Annotated in this window: 16 protein-coding genes and 2 pseudogenes; 11 read left to right on the plus strand and 7 right to left on the minus strand. The window is 58.8% G+C overall.

The window, feature by feature from the left end; all coding sequences use genetic code 11:
• Positions 1 to 5 precede the first annotated feature (5 nt).
• A complete protein-coding gene (locus tag CCGE525_RS37555) occupies positions 6 to 536 on the plus strand; it encodes a VOC family protein (RefSeq protein WP_342637478.1) in 531 nt (176 codons plus the stop codon).
• A 30-nt stretch (positions 537 to 566) separates the two neighbouring features.
• Complete coding sequence (locus CCGE525_RS37560; protein WP_120709330.1) at positions 567 to 1,595, plus strand: NADP-dependent oxidoreductase; 1,029 nt, start codon at positions 567 to 569, stop codon at positions 1,593 to 1,595.
• A gap of 1 nt (position 1,596) precedes the next feature.
• Here CCGE525_RS37560 and CCGE525_RS37565 read toward each other — a convergent pair whose 3' ends face one another.
• The 4 genes and pseudogenes from CCGE525_RS37565 to CCGE525_RS37580 all read right to left on the minus strand — a co-directional run bounded on the left by CCGE525_RS37565 (position 1,597) and on the right by CCGE525_RS37580 (position 4,374).
• Positions 1,597 to 2,961: an FAD/NAD(P)-binding protein gene (locus CCGE525_RS37565; RefSeq protein WP_120709331.1), complete on the minus strand. Its 1,365-nt coding sequence runs from the start codon at positions 2,959 to 2,961 to the stop codon at positions 1,597 to 1,599.
• 124 nt (positions 2,962 to 3,085) lie between these two features.
• Positions 3,086 to 3,507: pseudogene (locus tag CCGE525_RS37570) on the minus strand (gamma-glutamylcyclotransferase); the annotation flags it as partial.
• Complete coding sequence (locus CCGE525_RS37575; RefSeq protein ID WP_245472491.1) at positions 3,508 to 3,702, minus strand: SDR family NAD(P)-dependent oxidoreductase; 195 nt, start codon at positions 3,700 to 3,702, stop codon at positions 3,508 to 3,510.
• A gap of 15 nt (positions 3,703 to 3,717) precedes the next feature.
• The gene (locus tag CCGE525_RS37580) at positions 3,718 to 4,374 is read right to left on the minus strand and encodes a DUF938 domain-containing protein (RefSeq protein ID WP_120709332.1); all 657 of its coding nucleotides are present in this window, start codon (positions 4,372 to 4,374) and stop codon (positions 3,718 to 3,720) included.
• A gap of 571 nt (positions 4,375 to 4,945) precedes the next feature.
• Here CCGE525_RS37580 and CCGE525_RS37590 point away from each other — a divergent pair.
• The 6 genes and pseudogenes from CCGE525_RS37590 to CCGE525_RS37610 all read left to right on the plus strand — a co-directional run bounded on the left by CCGE525_RS37590 (position 4,946) and on the right by CCGE525_RS37610 (position 8,781).
• Positions 4,946 to 5,614 carry a hypothetical protein gene (locus CCGE525_RS37590; RefSeq protein ID WP_120709334.1) on the plus strand — a complete coding sequence of 223 codons (669 nt, stop codon included), beginning with the start codon at positions 4,946 to 4,948 and terminating at the stop codon, positions 5,612 to 5,614.
• 50 nt (positions 5,615 to 5,664) lie between these two features.
• Positions 5,665 to 6,102, plus strand: coding sequence for an RES family NAD+ phosphorylase (locus tag CCGE525_RS38870; protein WP_281024697.1), 438 nt, complete (start codon positions 5,665 to 5,667; stop codon positions 6,100 to 6,102).
• On the plus strand, positions 5,985 to 6,233 hold the full coding sequence (locus tag CCGE525_RS39670; protein ID WP_281024692.1) for an RES domain-containing protein: 249 nt from the start codon (positions 5,985 to 5,987) through the stop codon (positions 6,231 to 6,233). Before CCGE525_RS38870 ends, CCGE525_RS39670 begins: the two co-directional genes overlap by 118 nt.
• Positions 6,234 to 6,353: 120 nt before the next feature.
• Positions 6,354 to 6,704 (plus strand): annotated as a pseudogene (locus CCGE525_RS37600) (transposase family protein); the annotation flags it as partial.
• 144 nt (positions 6,705 to 6,848) lie between these two features.
• A complete protein-coding gene (locus CCGE525_RS37605) occupies positions 6,849 to 7,415 on the plus strand; it encodes a plasmid pRiA4b ORF-3 family protein (RefSeq protein ID WP_281024698.1) in 567 nt (188 codons plus the stop codon).
• Positions 7,405 to 8,781 carry an ISKra4 family transposase gene (locus CCGE525_RS37610; protein ID WP_120709335.1) on the plus strand — a complete coding sequence of 459 codons (1,377 nt, stop codon included), beginning with the start codon at positions 7,405 to 7,407 and terminating at the stop codon, positions 8,779 to 8,781. The genes CCGE525_RS37605 and CCGE525_RS37610 overlap by 11 nt, the downstream gene beginning before the upstream one ends.
• 86 nt (positions 8,782 to 8,867) lie before the next feature.
• Here the strand turns inward: CCGE525_RS37610 and CCGE525_RS37615 are convergent, their stop codons facing one another.
• Together CCGE525_RS37615 and CCGE525_RS37620 are read right to left on the minus strand one after the other, a co-directional pair.
• The gene (locus CCGE525_RS37615) at positions 8,868 to 11,945 is read right to left on the minus strand and encodes an NACHT domain-containing protein (RefSeq protein WP_120709336.1); all 3,078 of its coding nucleotides are present in this window, start codon (positions 11,943 to 11,945) and stop codon (positions 8,868 to 8,870) included.
• A 138-nt stretch (positions 11,946 to 12,083) separates the two neighbouring features.
• Positions 12,084 to 12,476 carry a hypothetical protein gene (locus CCGE525_RS37620; RefSeq protein WP_120709337.1) on the minus strand — a complete coding sequence of 131 codons (393 nt, stop codon included), beginning with the start codon at positions 12,474 to 12,476 and terminating at the stop codon, positions 12,084 to 12,086.
• A 609-nt stretch (positions 12,477 to 13,085) separates the two neighbouring features.
• On the opposite strand from CCGE525_RS37620, the gene CCGE525_RS37625 reads away from it, so the two are divergent.
• Positions 13,086 to 13,346 carry a protease inhibitor I9 family protein gene (locus CCGE525_RS37625; protein ID WP_162950470.1) on the plus strand — a complete coding sequence of 87 codons (261 nt, stop codon included), beginning with the start codon at positions 13,086 to 13,088 and terminating at the stop codon, positions 13,344 to 13,346.
• 81 nt (positions 13,347 to 13,427) lie between these two features.
• Here CCGE525_RS37625 and CCGE525_RS37630 read toward each other — a convergent pair whose 3' ends face one another.
• On the minus strand, positions 13,428 to 14,672 hold the full coding sequence (locus tag CCGE525_RS37630) for a S8 family peptidase (RefSeq protein ID WP_120709339.1): 1,245 nt from the start codon (positions 14,670 to 14,672) through the stop codon (positions 13,428 to 13,430).
• A gap of 452 nt (positions 14,673 to 15,124) precedes the next feature.
• Between CCGE525_RS37630 and CCGE525_RS37635 the strand changes: the two genes are divergently transcribed.
• Both CCGE525_RS37635 and CCGE525_RS37640 read left to right on the plus strand, forming a co-directional pair.
• On the plus strand, positions 15,125 to 15,721 hold the full coding sequence (locus CCGE525_RS37635) for a hypothetical protein (RefSeq protein ID WP_120709340.1): 597 nt from the start codon (positions 15,125 to 15,127) through the stop codon (positions 15,719 to 15,721).
• 42 nt (positions 15,722 to 15,763) lie between these two features.
• A complete protein-coding gene (locus tag CCGE525_RS37640; protein ID WP_245472494.1) occupies positions 15,764 to 17,704 on the plus strand; it encodes an integrase catalytic domain-containing protein in 1,941 nt (646 codons plus the stop codon).
• The last annotated feature ends 2 nt before the right edge of the window (positions 17,705 to 17,706 follow it).

Consider the following 17,706-nt stretch of genomic DNA (forward strand, 5'->3'; position numbering starts at 1 on the left):
ACGGAATGGCGGAATTTTTCGCGGCCGGTAGCTTCCGCACCTTCCAGATCGGCAAGGAGGCGATTTCCAACGGCCGCTTCTTCTTTTGCCAGCACAACACGCCGGAACTGGTGTGGCAACCGGGCGATCAGGACCATCCGAACGGCGTCCTCAATATTGTCGACGTGTTTATCGTCAGCCGCGCTCCTCAAACGATTACCGAACTGCTGGCTGGATTTCCCAATACCGCGGCGCCACAAGTCGCCAAGGACGGTATTGCAATTCAAGCCGGTATCGTCACGGTTCATATCATCTCCGAGGCCGACGCTGCCTCGCGAATTGGATCCGCCATTCCTCAAGGCTTTGCGGGCAACGAAAGAAAGATAGCCCTTGGTCTGAACGTCCGCTCACTCAAGGTAGCGGCGGATATCCTCGCGCAAGGAGGCTTTTCGCCGCGCGCCTTCGAGGGAGGCTTGCTCGTCGATGCCGACGCCGCCAACGGCGTTGCGCTGTGGTTCAAGGAGGAAACTTCAAGAGCCGGACCTCGCGGACGATAGTAACGGATAAGAAGAGAGAAGGAACTCCGTATGGCCAACCCGTCCGTCACCACACGCATCGTGCTTGCCTCGCGCCCCTCCGGGAAGCCCATAACTGCGAACTTCCGCCTCGAGCAGGAAACGCTAAGGGATCTGGTCGAAGGCGAAATCCTTCTCCAGATCCTTTATCTGTCCCTTGATCCCTATATGCGTGGCCGCATGGATGACGCGAAGTCCTATGCCGCGCCCGTCGCAATTGGCGGCGTGATGGAAGGCGGGACGGTGGCGCGCGTCGTCAGTTCGCGCAATCCGGCATTCAAGCCTGGAGACATTGTTCTCTCCCATTCCGGCTGGCAGAGCCATACGATTTCAGACGGCAATGGATTGCGCAAACTCGACCCAGATGCGGCGCCGATCTCGACGGCACTCGGGATTCTTGGAATGCCGGGCTTCACCGCCTATGCGGGGCTACGCAATATCGGAAGGCCCAAGGCGGGCGAAACATTGGTCGTTGCGGCTGCAAGCGGCGCGGTGGGTTCGGCAGTCGGCCAGATAGGGAAGATCTTCGGCGCAAGGGCGGTTGGGATTGCAGGTGGCCCCGACAAATGCCGCTATCTATACGAAGAGCTTGGCTTCGATGCGGCAATAGACCATCGTGCGAGCGACTTTCAAACCCAGCTTGCATCGGCCTGTCCGAATGGCATCGACGTCTATTTCGAAAATGTCGGCGGGCATGTCTGGAACGCGGTATTTCCGTTGCTGAATGATTTCGCGCGCATCCCGATCTGCGGGCTGATTGCGCACTATAACGATGACGCCGGCGCATCGCGAGACCCCGACCAATTGCCAGCGGTGATGCGTACGATATTGCGGAAGAGCCTGACGCTACGAGGTTTCATACAGCGCGAATTTGCCGATCAACGCCCGGATTTCTATCGCGAAGCGGAACAATGGATCGCCGAAGGACGCCTCAGATACAAGGAGGACATCGTGGATGGGATTGAAAACGCTCCGGAGGCTTTTATCGGCCTCCTGGAAGGACGAAATTTCGGCAAGCTGGTGGTGCGCATCGCGCCATGATTTAGGGGTGGTCGCTGCGCACACTATCAGCAATAGCTTGGGCGACCTTTCTTGCCTGTATGCGGATATCCGGTACGGCGGTGATTTCCCAGAACTGGCCTGCGGTCAATGCACCGACCGCATAGAGAGCCACCTTGCTGCCTATCGGCGTGGGAATGCGGGACTGGGCGTCGACAATCAGTCCAAGATGAAGCGGATCAGCCTCCACCAGGCCTTTGTGCTGCATCTCCTGCAATAATGGCGAGTGCGCTATGCCTGCACGTTCCATGCCGGTGCAATTGACGATCCAGTCCGCTTGTATCGACGCCGCAACGCCTCCGCCGCGGGGACGGTAGTGCAAGATTAGAGCCTCTGCGTCCTTCACATTCCGCAGGTAGCCGGCTCGCACCGAAACCTGGCCGCTTTGCATCATGCTTTCGAACCGGCGAAAAACGTCGGGGGCGACGCGGTGACGGTGGATGTTCCACCATGGCAATGCGTGGCGCAGAAAGCGGCGGCGTTCGCTATCCGGCAGCCTCAGCCACAGAGCCTGCGTTTTCGGGCGCAGACCATCCATGACCCTGCGCCAGTCGCCGGCGTTCCTGCTTTCACGACGCAGAGCATGCAGGATTTCACTCATCCTCGTGGGCAATGCCCCAACATCGATTTCCGCAGCCGGCTGTGGATGACTGATATGATTGAGCGGGACGAGGCCCCGCCGTGAGAGCACGATTACCTTACCCATAAATCCGTGGGCAAATAGCGCCAGGACCTGATCGATCATCGTCAGCCCCGAGCCGAGAATACAGACCGTGTCGGTCCTCCCCACCCGTCTAAGCCAAGACAGTCGCCATGGATTTTCGATGATATGCGATTGCGCATCGGCCGATAACTGCGACTGATCGAACGGCAACTTGGCATTTCCGACGCCAAGACAAAGCACGATGCTTCGGCCGGCAATCTCACCGCCATTGTCCAGCAGAAAACCGAGCGCGGCGCCGTATCGCTCGACACATCCGCTGGCCTTTGCCTTGATGAAATCGACCCGGCATCGGCGCTTCCTGCTGCGCAGAAGAGCGGCCAAGCTGTCGCGGAGATACAGGCCATAATCCTGTCTGGAGGCGAAGTCTCCTCCACCCAATGGCCGCTTGCGCTCACGCAGCCATTCGACAAATGCATCCGGACGGTCCGGAAAGAGGCTCATGCGTCCGGCGGGTACGTTCAAGCGATGCAGATAAAGCTCGGTGCGATAAGCCGTTCCCCGGCCAAATCCGGGATCGTCGCCGACAACGGCGATGGATGCCGTTTCAGGAAGCAGCTCGACGAGGTTGCCGACCGTGGCGATGGCGGAAAAGCCGGAGCCCACAACAACGGCATCATAGATCATCGCTTGTTCTCTCTGCTTTCAAACGAGCGGGAGAATTACCCGTGTCTCTTTCCCTTACGGTCTGATCTAGGGCAGACGAATTTCCGATCCAATGGCTCCGTCTTCGGAAGATGCCGGTTTCGCCCTACGCGCTTCCGCTCATCAGGTGGACCGGGCGTGTCACGCTTCCCAATTCGTGGATAGCCCAAAGCTCATCAGCAACGAACTTCTGAAGCCTCCACAGGTTAAGGTCCCGAATCCCCCAGGCCTCGAGATGTTTCACCGTCAAATAAAGATACTCGGCGCACGACCCTCTGGCACGGCACGCCCTTGCCAGAATGCCTGCTACCGCTTCCTGTGATAGTTTGGAGGTAACATAGCTTCCCTTCGGACCAGCCCAGAAACCAACGCGCGCACGGGGCCTTGCTCGGTCTGCACGCGGATCCACCTTATTGCGGCCGCGTCTTCAGGCGTGCCGACTTCACGGCGAAGCATGCGTTGAATCTGGCCCAGGCGATCACCATCATCCAATCTGAAAACGACGGCCTCGCGTCCGCAACAATCACCTCAAGCGTTGCCATCAGCCCGTAGGCCTTCTTGCAGCTTTGCAAGTCGATCGCCGCTGCGCGCGGCGATTACGACCGCGAGTCCTTCAGCGGCAAAGCGCCGCGCAAGCGCGGCACCAAGCCCCTGTTTGGCTCCGGCTCCGAAAACGACCGCAACACCCGGTAATGCCGGTATCTTTTTCGGGGCCTTCGCCACAAGAAGTCTCCTCGCTCAGCGGACACGATCGAAGATCAGGATGAAGTTATTCGCTGGTAGGTCAAGCGTGCGGGCGAGCTTCAGGCCATGCGGAGCCGCGGCCTTTTCCAGTTCGCCGATGTCCTTGAGACCCCATTCGGTGACACCAGCAGCTAGGATTTCCTTATCGAAAGCTTCGTTCGAGCCTGTCGTATAGTGGCCGTCGCGCTTGAACGGGCCATAGATCGCCACAAAGCCATCCGCCGCGAGGACCGACGACGAGAGGCGAGCAATGCCTTCCTGGATCGACACCGGGGCCACCTGAAAGAGGTTGATCACGAAGATCACGTCGAAGGTCTGGTCCTTCGGGTCGGGAAAGGTAGATGGATCGGTGAGATCGATGCGAATAGGATCGGCGACATTGCTGTTGCCAGCGTCCGCGCGCTTCGATTCGATCGTATCGAAAACATCAGTATCATAGTCGGACGGCAGGAAATGCACGCCGGAGAAATGCGGAGCGAAATAATTGATGTGAAGGCCCGCGCCGCTCGCTAATTCAAGAACATTGCCCGACGTTGGGAAGATTTCCTTGAATGCCGTTAGGATGGGATCTTTGTTGCGATTGCCGGCCCACGCGACATAGGGGCTCAGGGGATATGGATCGATGTCTGGGCGCTGATCAACTTGGGTCATACTGGTCTCCTTGGTATTTGGCTCGCCACTGGTCGAACCGGATGGAATTAGACGGGTTGGGCGAGGAGTTCGGAGAGGAAGCCATCGACGGCGGCGTCGAAGTCAGGATCGACCCCAAAGAGGGCGAGATGGTTCATAGAGCGTTGATTGCTGTCCCCGAGGCGCTGGAACGCCGTTCCAATGACACATATGCGCCAAGATCAGTGCGGACAGCGGTTGGCTGAATGGATGTGGGTTCCATAATCTGCTCCTCCTGAGCGAGTGCTTTGATGCAGCCTCACTCTGCCAGAGCGCCGGCCGCTGTTCACTCCTCATGGGATCTAAAGCCGAAGGGGTGCGCCTCACCCGCCCCGATCTGATCTTGCGTTTAGATCAGCCGGTCAGATCGGGGCTGATTGGCATGCCGTGTGGCAACCAAAAGGACATTTCTACTTTGCATAAAGGCGGACATTCCAACTTCTTCGCCACACTTCCATGCTGACCTCCCACCGCAGTGATCGTCGCGGCGCCCTCAAGCTGACGAAGTTGACGAACCTGACGAGACAGCCCATATTTCCGTTGGAGGTGCCCTATGGCTATGACCGAAAAAAAAGGCGGTTCCCGCAAGCGCAACGAGCGCCGTAGGAATCTTATCACCGGATATGCAGGCAAATGGGAGCCGCTCTTTGAGAAAAAAGCGGTAGCCCGCGCGACCGCAGCGCGCGTGCTTTCTGGCGTGTCCGAAGGTGTCAAGCGCGCCAAAAACACGGGCGGCACCGTTCGTGTGACATATGTCATTCGATCGGCGGACGAAGAGCCTGAAATTGAGATTGAAGAGATCGCCCCTCAGAAGGACGCGCTGGACATCGCCCTCGCGGCCGCAAAGCAGCGCGGCGCCGAGCGTGTCGCTGAAATCCTCAAGGGACCCGAGATGTTGTCTGCGGACGAGTTCGCCGATGAGATCGGCGCCACTCGCGAGACGGTGAACAGAAAGCGCAAGCGTCACGAAATTCTCGGGCTCGAAGGAGCAAAGCGAGGCGTGCGCTTTCCGAAATGGCAAATCGGCGATGATGGTCAACTGCTTGGCGGTCTCGCTCAACTGTTCGAAGCTTTGAACGGGCACCCATGGGCGGTTTACCGGTTTCTCCTTCAGGAAAGCGATAGCCTCGGCGGTCGCACCGGTCTTGAGATGTTGCGGAAGGGCATGATCGAGCATGCTGTGGGTGCGGCGCGCTCCATCGGCAGAGGTGATTTCTCCTGAGCATCTCGCTGAATTTGCTGCCGCCCGCCGACTTCGGCTCGCGTGAGCTTGTGACCCTAAAATTGACTTCTAGCGCTCCGTGGTACCGGCTCTTCCAAAGCCGATATCCCAACCCTCTTGGCTACGGCTTTGGATCAAGCCGCTTCAGTGATCCCGAAGTGACCGTGTCTCCTCCCGACCGGTTCGGCGTTGTTTATTTCGGCAGCAGCATAAAAGTCTGCTTTGCCGAAGCGATCTTGCGTGAACGCGCCGTCGGTTCAAAAGGCTCCTTCCCTATCGGTATTGCGGAGCTTCAGGAGGTTTCTTGCGCGTCGATCGAAATCAACCAACCTCTGCTGCTCGCGGACCTGCGCTCCGATGGAATGTGCGCATGCGCATACCGACTGATGCTGCCCGTGCCGCTTCGCATGAACTTGGGAAGCAATGGTCAAGAGCACTCTGGCTCCACGACGAGAAACCGGACGGGATCATCTACGACTCCCGCCTGAATGGTGAAACCAATACCGCCCTCTTCGATCGGGCGCTCCCTAAACTCGACGTGAAATCTGCCGGGCCGCTGCTGGATTCACGAGATGAATTGGCACAAATCCTGGACGATTTCGCACTTGAGATCGTTTGATCCCCGACGCGTGTTATTTGCGCACTCGACTCTTGGCACATATCGCTTTGCAGTTAATTAGGTTCTTCCTCAATTTCTGTGGTTAACAGAGTGTTAGTGCTGCGATTGCTATCTGCGGGGATGCGAACGGAATCGAAATGGTCACCCGGCCCAGGGGTCAAAGTTCTGGGTATCACCCTTCAAGATGAAGAAAACTGGATTGTTTCTGCCGCTGCGAAACCTGTCGGTATCTGCCCGGATTGCGGAATGCGAAGCCGGCACCGGCACGGCTGGCACAACCGCCGCCTCCTGGACTTGCCTGTTCAGGGCCAAGTTGTGAAAATCAAGCTCGCGCTGAACCGGTGGCAGTGTAGACACCGGAAATGCGGGCGACGAACTTTCACAGACCGGTTGCCCGAGATTGCTTCACCCTACACACGACGAACTAAACGGATGGCTGAGATTGTAGGCTTGATTGGCCACAGGATGGGGAGCATGAGGATTTGTGGGGCGGGGTGGAACGGAGTATGTCGCCGTCATTGAATCCTGGCGGAGCGGGTGGGTGTGAAGAGGGCAAAACGGAAGGCAGCAAAGAGTAGCGGGAAGACGCCCGCTTCGGAGGATGAGGCTGTTATCCTGCAATTCCGCATATGGCTAAAGGACGTGAGCCCGATGGTGTGGCGCAGGGTTCAGGTAGTCTCGACGATGACGTTGCGCGAGTTTCATGGCGTCCTTCAGGTCGCGATGGGATGGGAAGGCATCCACCTTTACCAATTTATCATTCACACGGCGCGGTACGGCTCGTGGGAGACGGGTGCCCGTTCTCCGGCCATGATGCTTGGCGAATTGAAGCTGCGCAAAGGCAGCCGGTTCCTGTACGAATACGACCTCAACATTCCCTGGGAGCACGAGATCCGGCTGGAGGAGCGCCAGCCCGTCAAATCGGGTGCTCACTATCCGGCATGCACCGGAGGAGACGGCGACTGCCCGCAGGAGGATTGCGGCGGGCCGGAGGCCTGGATGTGGCGGCGGGACAACGCCTTCGGCTATGAGACGATGGACGACCTGGAGATCACGACCGAGTTTTTGCAGGAGGTCGCCGAAACGAAATCCCTTGTTGTGCTGGACGCTCCCGACCGTGCCGAGGAACTGCGCGCCGCACTGGATAGACTGAAGGAGCGCGCAAGCTGGCATGATGGATGATGACGGCGAGACGATCGCGACCGAAACCGTGGCCGATCTGGTGAAGGTGACGAAAGGCGCCGAGGATCTCGGACTGTCATTATCGGAGGCAAAGACCCTCCTCGCCAAATTGCAGCAGGCGATGGTGGAGACGCAGGTGGAATCGTGGCTCAGGGAAAATCGCGATCTGAATGGCGCCCGTCTACGCAGCAAGGGAAGTTATCCCGTCACCTTTCATACGCTATTCGGCGACGTGCAGCTGAAGAGCCCGCGCTATTGCCTGGCACGGATAGACGGCGCGAACGGTCCTGCAACGATCTCACCTCTACGGAAACTGATCCCCGACCACATCGCGCCCGAGCGCCTCTATCTGGAGACCCGGTGGGCGTCGCTCGTGCCCTATGCCGCCGCCGCCGAGCTATTGGCCGACGTGCTGCCGATCGATTGCGGCGCCAATGCTACGACGGTCCGCCAGCATGCATTGCGCGCGGCCCGCCGTATCGAGCGGGAGCTGACGGAAGAAAAAGTCTCCTTCATGCAGGATGCTTGCCCACGCGACTGGATGAACCTGCCCATTCCGGATGGCCGCATCGTCATCGGCCTCGATGGCGGATACATCCGCGACCGCAAAGACCGGAAGAGGAACTTCGAGCTGATCGTCGGCCGCTCACTGCCCGAAGACGGTGATCCGCGCTACATCGGTTTCGTCCACGGCTACGACCGTAAACCGCAGCGGCGGATTCTCGATCATCTTAAAAAGCAGGGCGTGCAGGCCAATCAGGATATCACTTTCATCACAGATGGTGGCGAAGAGGTCCGTTCGCTCGCCGAGATGATCGCACCAGCGAGCGAGCATGTCCTCGACTGGTTCCATATCACCATGCGCATCACAGTCCTTCGCCAGTTCGCGCAGGGGTGCGAAAACTACCACGAGCAGGCCGGGCAGGATCTGATTGAAAGCCTACGCAGGATCAAATGGCATCTCTGGCATGGCAACGGCTATCGTGCCCGTGACGAAATCGCCGACCTGCAATTCGATGCGGAAGGTCTCGAAACGGACTATCCCAACATGCGCAAGTTCCTGACCGCCATCGGCGAATTCCAAGTTTACATCGCCTCCAACAGTGCGAGCCTGATCAATTACGGCGAGCGCTATCGGTCCGGCGAGCGCATCTCCTCGGCTTTCGTCGAGGCCACCGTCAATGCTGTCATCTCCAAGCGGTTCGCGAAAAAGCAGCAGATGCAGTGGAGCAGGACCGGTGCGCACCTTCTGCTACAAACCCGCACGCAGACCCTTGACGGCTCCCTGCGTTCAACCTTCCTGCAATGGTATCCGGGCATGGCTAACGACAATCATGAGAAGCCCGAAATGGCCCGCGCCGCCTGACCGCACCACAAATCCTCATGCCCCCCCTTCTCCCTCGTTTTGATTTTCTGCACTGCGCTGGAGATCGGCAAAGACAGGATCAGACCTTAGGGAATAAAGGCCGTGAGACGGACCTGGAGTTCCAAATCGGGTGCACTGGTGGCCTGACTGCCCTTGGCGAGTTCCGTCAGCGCAGCTAGAACGTCTTGGTCTTGCGCGCCCGCGGCAAGGAAAAAGCGTGAGAGCACCGTGTCGAGCACGGTTGCCTCGGCTGCAGCGATGGGCACGAGAATACGAATGGTCGCTTGCTGCTCCTCCGGCGATAACGACGGATCCGCCAAAGCACGCGCAACGAACCGGGCGGCGATGAGCGGCGGGAACCCGGGGTCGGGAATATTGACCAAGGTCCCCTGTGGCAGGGGCTGCTCGGCATCCCAGCCTTGATCGATGTTCAATCGCCGAAAGTCCTCGAGCGGTCGCTGGTAGACTTCCGCAAGCTGCGTCAGCGAGGTCGCGTTCAAGAGTTTATCGGAAAGGGGAATGGTAAACTGAGGATCGCGGTCGGCGTATGTCTCACCCACCTTATGCTGAGCAGCGAAATCGGGTGCCGAAGGGTCCACGGCCAGGCGCTCGGCGAGGTCGACGACGTCGAATGCGCCGACTGCAGGGGCTCCCCACCAGCGAGATGCCATCGCGTTGACACGCGCCGTTGTGCGCGCGCAGAAGGTGCTGTCCTGAATGTTGTGGGCCGAACTGCGCGCGGCTGCGAGCGCCTGGGCGATCCATCCGAAATCCGGCGACGATATTTCGATCGCCTCCGCCAGGGCGGTGCAGGCTGGCGCGTTGAAGCCGGCAAAGCCATAGCGTAGCCCGAGCGCGCGCGTGATGAGTGTCGCGGATGTCGCCCGGCCGCCCGGAAGCCGCGAGAAGGCTTCGGCGAAGGCAGAAAGACGCCTGCGATGAGTCCCCCATGTATCGCCCTGGCCGCGGCGGCCCGCACCTGCGGCGATCACATCTGTCGTGCCCACCGCGTCGACGGCCTGCGAGAGAGCTTGGTCGAGTTGCTCAACGGCCCCGGCTTCGCCTGCGAGCCTGCGCAGGGCGAGGGTCGTGATCCCGAGGCTTTCGCGAAATTCGCCGCGGTTGGGGGCCAGCGCCGCGGCACCCAGAGCCGGAACCCAACTCCGCACCCATTCCACCCTTGGGTGTTGTAGCACGGCATCGAGCAACGCCCACAAGGAGCCCTGACGATACTCGCGATAGCCATAGGCCGCATGGAGCGCGACATATTGCTGCAAAAGCGGTTCTCCAAGACCCGGATCCGCCGCCGTCAACGCGACCAGGTCCGGCCCGTCAAGTTCGGCGAGATATCCCTTTGAACCCGCCATCATCTCCCGGCTCGCAAAAAGCTCGATATCGGCACCTGCCAACAACGATCGATCCACTGCGGAATCTGTCAGACGTGCGACGATCGAACGCGCTTCCTCCAGCGGGGGAGGCGGGGGTAGCGAGGTCACGGGCACAGGAGTCTTGTCTATAGCAGCATCAACCCACTGCGAAAGGCACTGAAGCACCGGCGAAGGCGGCGCAATCGCAATCGCTTTCCGTGTTCGGTCGCGAAGACCTCTGGCTCCCTCGATGTTTTTGGAAGCACCGAGCCAGGCGATGGTCAACAGCAGGGCCTGATACCAGGCTGCGTCCATCTCCAGCGCGAACAGGTCGAGCCGCCGCTCTGCGCCATCGACGTCGCCTTGAACGGCCAAATCGAATACCGGCTGCGCCCGGCGCTGCTCCTTGCCGAAGGCCACGACCCGCAACGCCACTTCGGCCAGCAGTATGGGGGAGAGGCCATCGTCATGGGCGGCAGTCCTCAGCGCCAGTTCGAGCACGCGTTCGAAGGCGTTCGGGTCGCGAAGCCGCTTTAAGTGCTGTCGTTCATATTGCGCGTCGAGCACAAGCGATACGAGCTTTTCCGTGAGCACGTGCCGCGCAAGCGGGTCGGCCGCCGCCGCGGCCAAATGCTGGGGAGCATGCCGAAGCCCATAATTGTCCCACTCGGTCCACTTATTCGAGAGACGGTCGGTGTAGTGTTCGCCGACGGCACGGTTCGCGGAGCGAAGATTGACCTTGTCGGCTAGGAAATCTGCAAAGGAACGGTGAACAACCCGCCAGGTTTCCACTCCGCCGACTCGCTCGCTGCCCAAGAGACGCGTCCAGCGTGAAAGGGCCCGTTCCGTGATGGCCTGCGGATCGCGCCCCGTTTGCGCGCCGAGCCAGTCCGCGGTCACGGCTTCGGCAGCGACCGCGAGGCGTTCGATCACGGGACGGTACAGCGTATCCCAGTCAGCCCAGCCCTCCGCTTGTGCCTCCTTCATTTTGGACCAGAACTGTTCGTAATACCCCTGAAGGCCCTGCGGCAACTTGTCCAGGTCGAGCGATGGCTGCCCAGCCTCGCGCGGCGATATCATGTCGGCAAGGACATAGCTCAGGTACATAAAATTGCCTTTGCTTGCGCTCTTGAGCCGTTCGACAAAGGCGTCCGCGCCAAGCGGCGGGCGCAAATCAGCCAGAGTCGCCTTGATCTGCTCATCCCGAGCCACGCGCTGTTCCAAGTACGTCTCTATGGCCATTTTCTGGTCTGGCGCATCCCAAAGGATTTCGTAGCTGGCTTTCGGCGTATTGGGCTGTGTTAGCAGATGCCCGCCGGTTGGTCTGTGCGTGACCACGACGTAGACACCGTGGGGCAGATGCGTTGGGAGCAACAGCGGATTGGCGTTGGTCGGCGGACGCTCCGCTTCATCGAGACCGTCGACCACGATCCATACAGGCGCTGATTTTGCGGCTACTTCCTTGAGCAGGCGACCCAGGTACGTCGCGTCCTCGCCCGCCTTGGAAGGCAGACGATCGTATTTCAACCCGTAGCGGATGATAATGGTGGCGCACAGATGCGTGAGGAACTGTTCTGCTGCGGTCAGACCGCGGCTGGCGTTTGCGAAGAAGCAAAGTGCATCGTTCCGCCGCGCGATCTCCGCGGCAAGCGCCGTCTTTCCGAGGCCAGCGTCCGCGACGACTTCGAAATAGCCGCACACCGACGCAGCGCGAAACGCATCGAGCCTTGCGAACACCGGCTCGCGGCCGACGAATGCGCACGAGGCGGCCTCGACAAGCTCAGGAAAGTCAAGCACATAGTCGGCAGGCGGGGAAAATTGTGCGCCGAAGATGATGTCGCCATGGACCTCTCCGACAACGGCAACATTGCTGTGGTGGGCGCTGAGCCCGCCGACAACGCTACCCTCTGGACCACGGTGGATTCAGGGCACATGCTAGTTTCCCGTGCCAGGCGGGCTCCCGAAGGTGATCCCGCCATGCACCTCCTCAGCGACCGCTATGTTGCTGCTGACGGCGACAAGCTGCCCAACAAGCCCACCAGAGGCTCCGGGCTTGACAGTCTCTACCTGTTTCAGAAGCGCTGCCAGTTTCTCGACGATTTGTTTGTCATCAGCGACCCCCGCCTCGCGGATCGCTTTCTCCGCCTCGGCTTTCTTCTTCGGGTCCTGAACGTAATCGTCCATGCACTTGGCGAGGCCAGGATTCGCACTCCCGAACTTGCTGACGATCAGTGCCTTGAGGGCGTCGTAACCATCTTTGATCAGCGTGTCGCCGATGGTTGCTCCGATGGCGGTTAGCCCGCCCAAAATCACACTGACGGGATCCATGATAACCTCCCTGTAGCTGATATTCTCGAGACGCGCGGCCTTTGGCCTAACCCAGCCTCGCACACCGCGCGCGCCTGATGTCCCAAACGGATTTGGGCGTGGCGTCCGCCGCGAAAATAGGACTGGCCGCCTAGAGTACTGCATGTCCAGTGTTAGCTGGGTCCGACGTGCCAGTTTCGCGCCATCACGCACGTTCGATAGAGTTCCATAATCCCATTATGCGCCACAATCAGTGTAGCCGCAAAGTTAAAGTGTCCTGTTTCTGCAAAGTTGAGCATGTGTTGGCGACGGTCCAACCTGCCGGAACTCGTGTAGTAACTTCCGCCGCGCGATTGCTGTCCATTTCCTTGGCTAAGCCTGTATGGGCCGCTAAACCATCTGGCATCAGAGTGGATTCTCTTTGCTGGTCGCCCAAACCGTCGTACAATGAAATTGAGATTGTCAGGAGATGCTTTATCGAACGAACAACCGTACAATATCATCCTCTTGAAAGTCGCCGTGGTTTCAACGCTGTAAAGTGCCCAAATGTTTTATGCGCTATCTCGTGCATTCTGCAGTGCACTCGTGCTTTTCTGTACAATTTCTGATTGTCGGAGTGGAGAAGCGACTATGAAAGTCGATGAATCATTGTCGAGAGAGGTCGAATCTGCTCGTCTCACCGGGCGTGCCGTCCCAGTGATAATCACCATGCGGAATGCAGAGGACGTGAAGTTCGTTTTGGAAAGCGGGATCAAGGCGAGTGTGACCTTTCAGCACATCCCAGCTGTTGCCGCTTCTCTGACTTCCGATCAGATCGAGCAGTTGGCCGCGATGCCTCAGGTTGAACTGATTGAGCTCGACACCGAGGCCAACGCGCTGCGCAAGCCGTAGCTGACCTGGCCGGATAGATCATAAGAAAATGGAATGTGGGTGCAATGGCCGTTGCATGTTGAAACGGCCATCGCTAAGCGTTCAGACGCCCCTCTTCGGCACCGTTGGTGGCGGGACCAGCGCTCCGGAAGCCGCATTTGCATTAACGCGACCATAGCCATAGAGCCGATCCCACCCAGGCATTCCCAAATTATCAACAGTGGAAGCTAACAGATTCCAGATCTGCTCGTTGTTCGAGAAACGATGGGCGCCCCAAGTGAGCGCCGCGGCTCCGGCAACATGAGGGCAGGCCATGCTGGTACCGCTCATCGTAGCGTAGCCGCCTCCCGGCGCCGTGGACAGGACGTTTAGTCCAGGTGCGCAGACATCAACTTCGGCCCCCCTGCTGCTGAACGACGTAATGACATTTCCGGAGTCGATCGCCGAGACGGAAATGACGTTCTTGTATTTGCCGGGAAAACCCACATTGCTGGCAGCCGGCGGCACAGGATCCTGGATTTGCGCATTTCCAGCCGCCGCCACGATCAGCAGGCCGCGGTCCCATGCCACGTTGCAAATGGTCTGCAAAGCGGTCGGTGCGGCAGACCCTCCGAGGCTCATGCTGATGATGTGCATTTTGTTCTGAATGCACCAGTCGATGCCGGCGATAACCCAACTGAATTGTCCACTGCCGTTGCGGTCGAGCACCTTGACGGCATAAAGCGAAGCCTGCGGTGCGACGCCCACGACGCCGGCCCCATTGATCGCTGCAGCAATCGTACCGGCGCAGTGTGTGCCGTGACCTTGGTCATCCAGAGGGGTTGGTGCACCCGGTACAAAGCTCATACCGCCGCCGTAGTTGGTTTTTAGATCCGGGTGATTGAAGTCGATCCCGGTATCGACGACGCCGACACGAATGCCCTTGCCCTGGGAATTTCCCCACGCAGCAGGGGCCAAGATCTGTGCAACGCCAACCGGAATCGTTTCAGCCATCACCGCCGGCTGATTTTCGATCTGCAGATGTTGCAAGGCGCTACCGATTGCGTAACAAGGAGCGTCCTCCTCCACATTCGCGACATTGGCATTCTTGCGGAGGACGTCCATCTCACTTTTGAGGAGTTTAGCGCTGACGATCGGCGCTTCATATTGATTTACGTCATATCCAACCGCTTCATCCTCTAGAACAGGACGGCCTGCCCCTATGGGCAACGATGTTGCATCGAGGAAGTGAGGCATCGCCTCCTGCGCAATCGCGGCGCGCACGATCTCGAGCTTGTCCTTCTCTTTGTCGGGCCGTTTTTCTTTGGCCTTGAACGTAATGATCACGGATTTTCGCTGCTCTGCCATTGCAACCTCCCTTGAAGTTCCATTTGACGAGGAATTCGCAAGAAACGCGCGAAATCGACCAACTGCTTCAATGTGAAGCAGGTACAAATTCGCCCTTCGACAGAAATAGGCATAAAAAACGGGTACGGCGCCATGGTAAAAGGCACCGGCAAGGTCTGCTATCTGTGGTTATGCAAGGAGTTTATAATAAAATACTTCGGCGCGTATTCGCTGTCAACTAGCATATGATACTGATACAACGATGAGTTGGACCGGGACCGTTCTCTTCTCCCAATGCATCCACATAAGAGGAACCAAACCGAAGACCTCCGGGCCGAGGCTGACCGTGATGCCTGGCGGCAGCAAGCCCAACAGTCACAGCGTGGTTTCCTACGCCGGATGTTCGGCTGACGTCCTCTGTGGACATGTCCTCAGACCGTTTCAACGAAATAGTTGGGAAATAGGGGGCAAGAATGTACAAGAAGTTCGGCATAGGGATCGCCATCGCGGCAGGCTGGGCAATCGCGTGGGCCGTCAAAGAAGAGTTCGCAATTCCGGACTACGCGATGTGGCTGGCGATAATCTCCGTAGTGGGCGTGATCTTCAGCTTTCAGGTTGAAAACCGCCTGTCGGCGCTCGAGGGGAGAGTGATCCGCAAGCATTACAACGGCGGCGTCAAACTGCTCGAAGGCGAGAGACACAAGCCACAGCACGCACAACCGGAAACTCTGGTGGCTGGCGGCGCTATGGAAGGGTGGATCAAGGAACCGCATCAGATCCTCTTCGAGGACTTCAGATGGTGGGCGCCTGTCCTGAACCCAGAATGTATCCGATCCTTGGGCTATCGAGTAAATCCACGACACCGATCTCAGAAACTCTCGCGGCCCAGCATTCGGCCGCCGGTTTCGCATCTGGTACAACGCCTGCGAGGTAGGGACGATGCAGATCGACGTTGGCGGTTTTGGGCTTCTCAACCCGGAGCGGTTCGCCGCCGACAGGCAGGCTGTCGCATTGCCTCAAGAAGATTGTTACTGAGCGAGTTCGTTGCCTCACCTAGAATGTTACCGTGACGGCACATGGCGCCATGATGCCCTCATCGCTAGGGAGGTATCATGACGACGAAGATGACGCGGGCGATGCGTATGGAACTCGCCAATGCGATCCGGGGTCGCTATTCCACTGCCGCGAATAAGGACAAGCGCAGGATCCTGGACGAGTTTATTGCTGCGACGGGGTATCACGAGAAATCCGCAATCCGTGTCCTGAATGGCCAACCGGCACCACAGAGCCGACAGACGCGGCAACGCACTGCGCTCTATGACGAGGCGGTGCGCAGTGCGTTGATTATCCTGTGGGAGGCTTCTGATCGAGTTTGCGGCAAGCGCCTCAAGGCGCTGCTGCCCATTCTATTGCCGGCGTTGGAACGCAATGGCCATTTGCTGCTCGAGGAAGAGATACGCCACAAGATCCTGTCGATGAGCGCCGCCACGATCGATCGCCTGCTGCGGATGCCGAGGCGCACCACCAAAACGAAAAAGCCAAGGATTGTGCCAGAGCCACAGCGGCGTATCAAAATGCGCACGTTTGCTGATTGGAACGAGCCGCATCCCGGCAGCATGGAAATGGATCTGGTAGCTCATTGCGGGGGCGTCAATCGCGGTAGCTACGTTCATAGTCTCGTTCTGACTGATATCGCGAGCGGCTGGACGGAGGCGGCGCCCATTGTGGTCCGAGAAGGCAGCCTCGTGGTCGAGACACTCGAGCGTATTCGCGCAGGCTTGCCCTTTGCACTGAGAGCTCTGGACGTGGATAACGGCAGTGAATTTGTCAACAACAGGCTGATCGAATATTGCCTTTCTCACGGCATCGAACTCACTCGAGCACGGCCTTACCGCAAGAACGACCAAGCCTGGATAGAGCAGAAAAATGGCGCCGTTGTGCGGAAGCTCTTGGGCTATCGGCGCTTCGAAGGATTGGCCGCCGCCAGGGCGATCACGCGCCTTTACGGGGCGTCCAGGCTCTTTGTGAACTTCTTCCAGCCTTCGTTTAAGCTGGCCGCAAAGCACCGCGATGGTGCAAAGGTGGCCAAACGCTATCATCCGCCGCAGACTCCCTGCGAGCGTCTGCTGCAAGCCGAAAGCACGCCGGTGGCCGTCAGGACCAAACTGAGCGAAATCGCCGCCGAGCTCGATCCGTTGAAGCTTGTGGAGGAAATGCGTGCCGTGCAGGCTTACCTGGCAGCGTTGGCCGACGGCGAAACACCGCCACCGGCCACATCCGAGCCGCCGAACCTGGCCGCGTTCGTGGCAAGCCTTTCGAGCGCCTGGCACGTGGGTGAGATTCGTCCAACCTTTTCCATTGAAGCCAAACCGCGCTACTTGCGAAGTCTACAAAAGGTCTCAACACAAGCCCCTGTTGCGAGCCCGACCGTCTCGCTCGAACTGGTGAAACCGTCGGCGACCGCTCCAATGGAAGCGAAAAGGCTGGAGACGCCGAATCTGATCTACGCTGAACCTGGCCAAGCTCGCATCCAGGCGCTCCGCGCGGCGTGGCCGATCGCGTGTCGCCGATTGGAAGAACTCCCCAACATCAACGCCATGCAGCTCTTCGAAGAGTTATGCATCCAGTTTCCAGGTCGATTTACTCGCAAACAGTACAAAACGTTCGCTCGCAAGGTCAGTCTCTGGCGCCAGGCGGCTCGCGCGCGCGGCATTGTCATCGCCTCGAAGACGTATCGTCGGTTCAGTGACAACCCCCGAGGTCGCCGCCCCGATACCTTCAAAGACCATTGGGAGGAGATGGCAGGGTGGCTTGAAGATCACCCAGACCAGACCGCACTTGAACTTCTTGTCGAGTTCCAGGCCCGTTACCCTGGACAATACAGCTTCCGACAGCTTCGTACGCTACAGAAGCGAGTAAGAGTATGGCGAGTGCAAGCCGTGCAGCGGCTCATTGGCGACGCCGGCACTTTGGCTCACATGTCGCTCCAGATCCCTCATGCTGCGCTACGCAGTAACATTCTAGACGAGGCAAACGGTAACAAAATTACATGAGG

Source organism: Rhizobium jaguaris (assembly GCF_003627755.1).
GTDB classification, from domain to species: Bacteria; Pseudomonadota; Alphaproteobacteria; order Rhizobiales; family Rhizobiaceae; genus Rhizobium; species Rhizobium jaguaris.

Bases quoted from the DNA above. Each gene is read 5' to 3' on its own strand.
- CCGE525_RS37565 (WP_120709331.1), bottom strand. From the start codon at position 2,961: ATGATCTATGATGCCGTTGTTGTGGGCTCCGGCTTTTCCGCCATCGCC.
- CCGE525_RS37630 (WP_120709339.1), bottom strand. From the start codon at position 14,672: ATGGCAGAGCAGCGAAAATCCGTGATCATTACGTTCAAGGCCAAAGAA.
- CCGE525_RS37560 (WP_120709330.1), top strand. From the start codon at position 567: ATGGCCAACCCGTCCGTCACCACACGCATCGTGCTTGCCTCGCGCCCC.
- CCGE525_RS37580 (WP_120709332.1), bottom strand. From the start codon at position 4,374: ATGACCCAAGTTGATCAGCGCCCAGACATCGATCCATATCCCCTGAGC.
- CCGE525_RS37625 (WP_162950470.1), top strand. From the start codon at position 13,086: ATGAAAGTCGATGAATCATTGTCGAGAGAGGTCGAATCTGCTCGTCTC.
- CCGE525_RS39670 (WP_281024692.1), top strand. From the start codon at position 5,985: ATGCGCATACCGACTGATGCTGCCCGTGCCGCTTCGCATGAACTTGGG.
- CCGE525_RS37640 (WP_245472494.1), top strand. From the start codon at position 15,764: ATGACGACGAAGATGACGCGGGCGATGCGTATGGAACTCGCCAATGCG.
- CCGE525_RS37590 (WP_120709334.1), top strand. From the start codon at position 4,946: ATGGCTATGACCGAAAAAAAAGGCGGTTCCCGCAAGCGCAACGAGCGC.
- CCGE525_RS37610 (WP_120709335.1), top strand. From the start codon at position 7,405: ATGATGGATGATGACGGCGAGACGATCGCGACCGAAACCGTGGCCGAT.
- CCGE525_RS37555 (WP_342637478.1), top strand. From the start codon at position 6: ATGGCGGAATTTTTCGCGGCCGGTAGCTTCCGCACCTTCCAGATCGGC.
- CCGE525_RS37620 (WP_120709337.1), bottom strand. From the start codon at position 12,476: ATGGATCCCGTCAGTGTGATTTTGGGCGGGCTAACCGCCATCGGAGCA.
- CCGE525_RS37635 (WP_120709340.1), top strand. From the start codon at position 15,125: ATGTACAAGAAGTTCGGCATAGGGATCGCCATCGCGGCAGGCTGGGCA.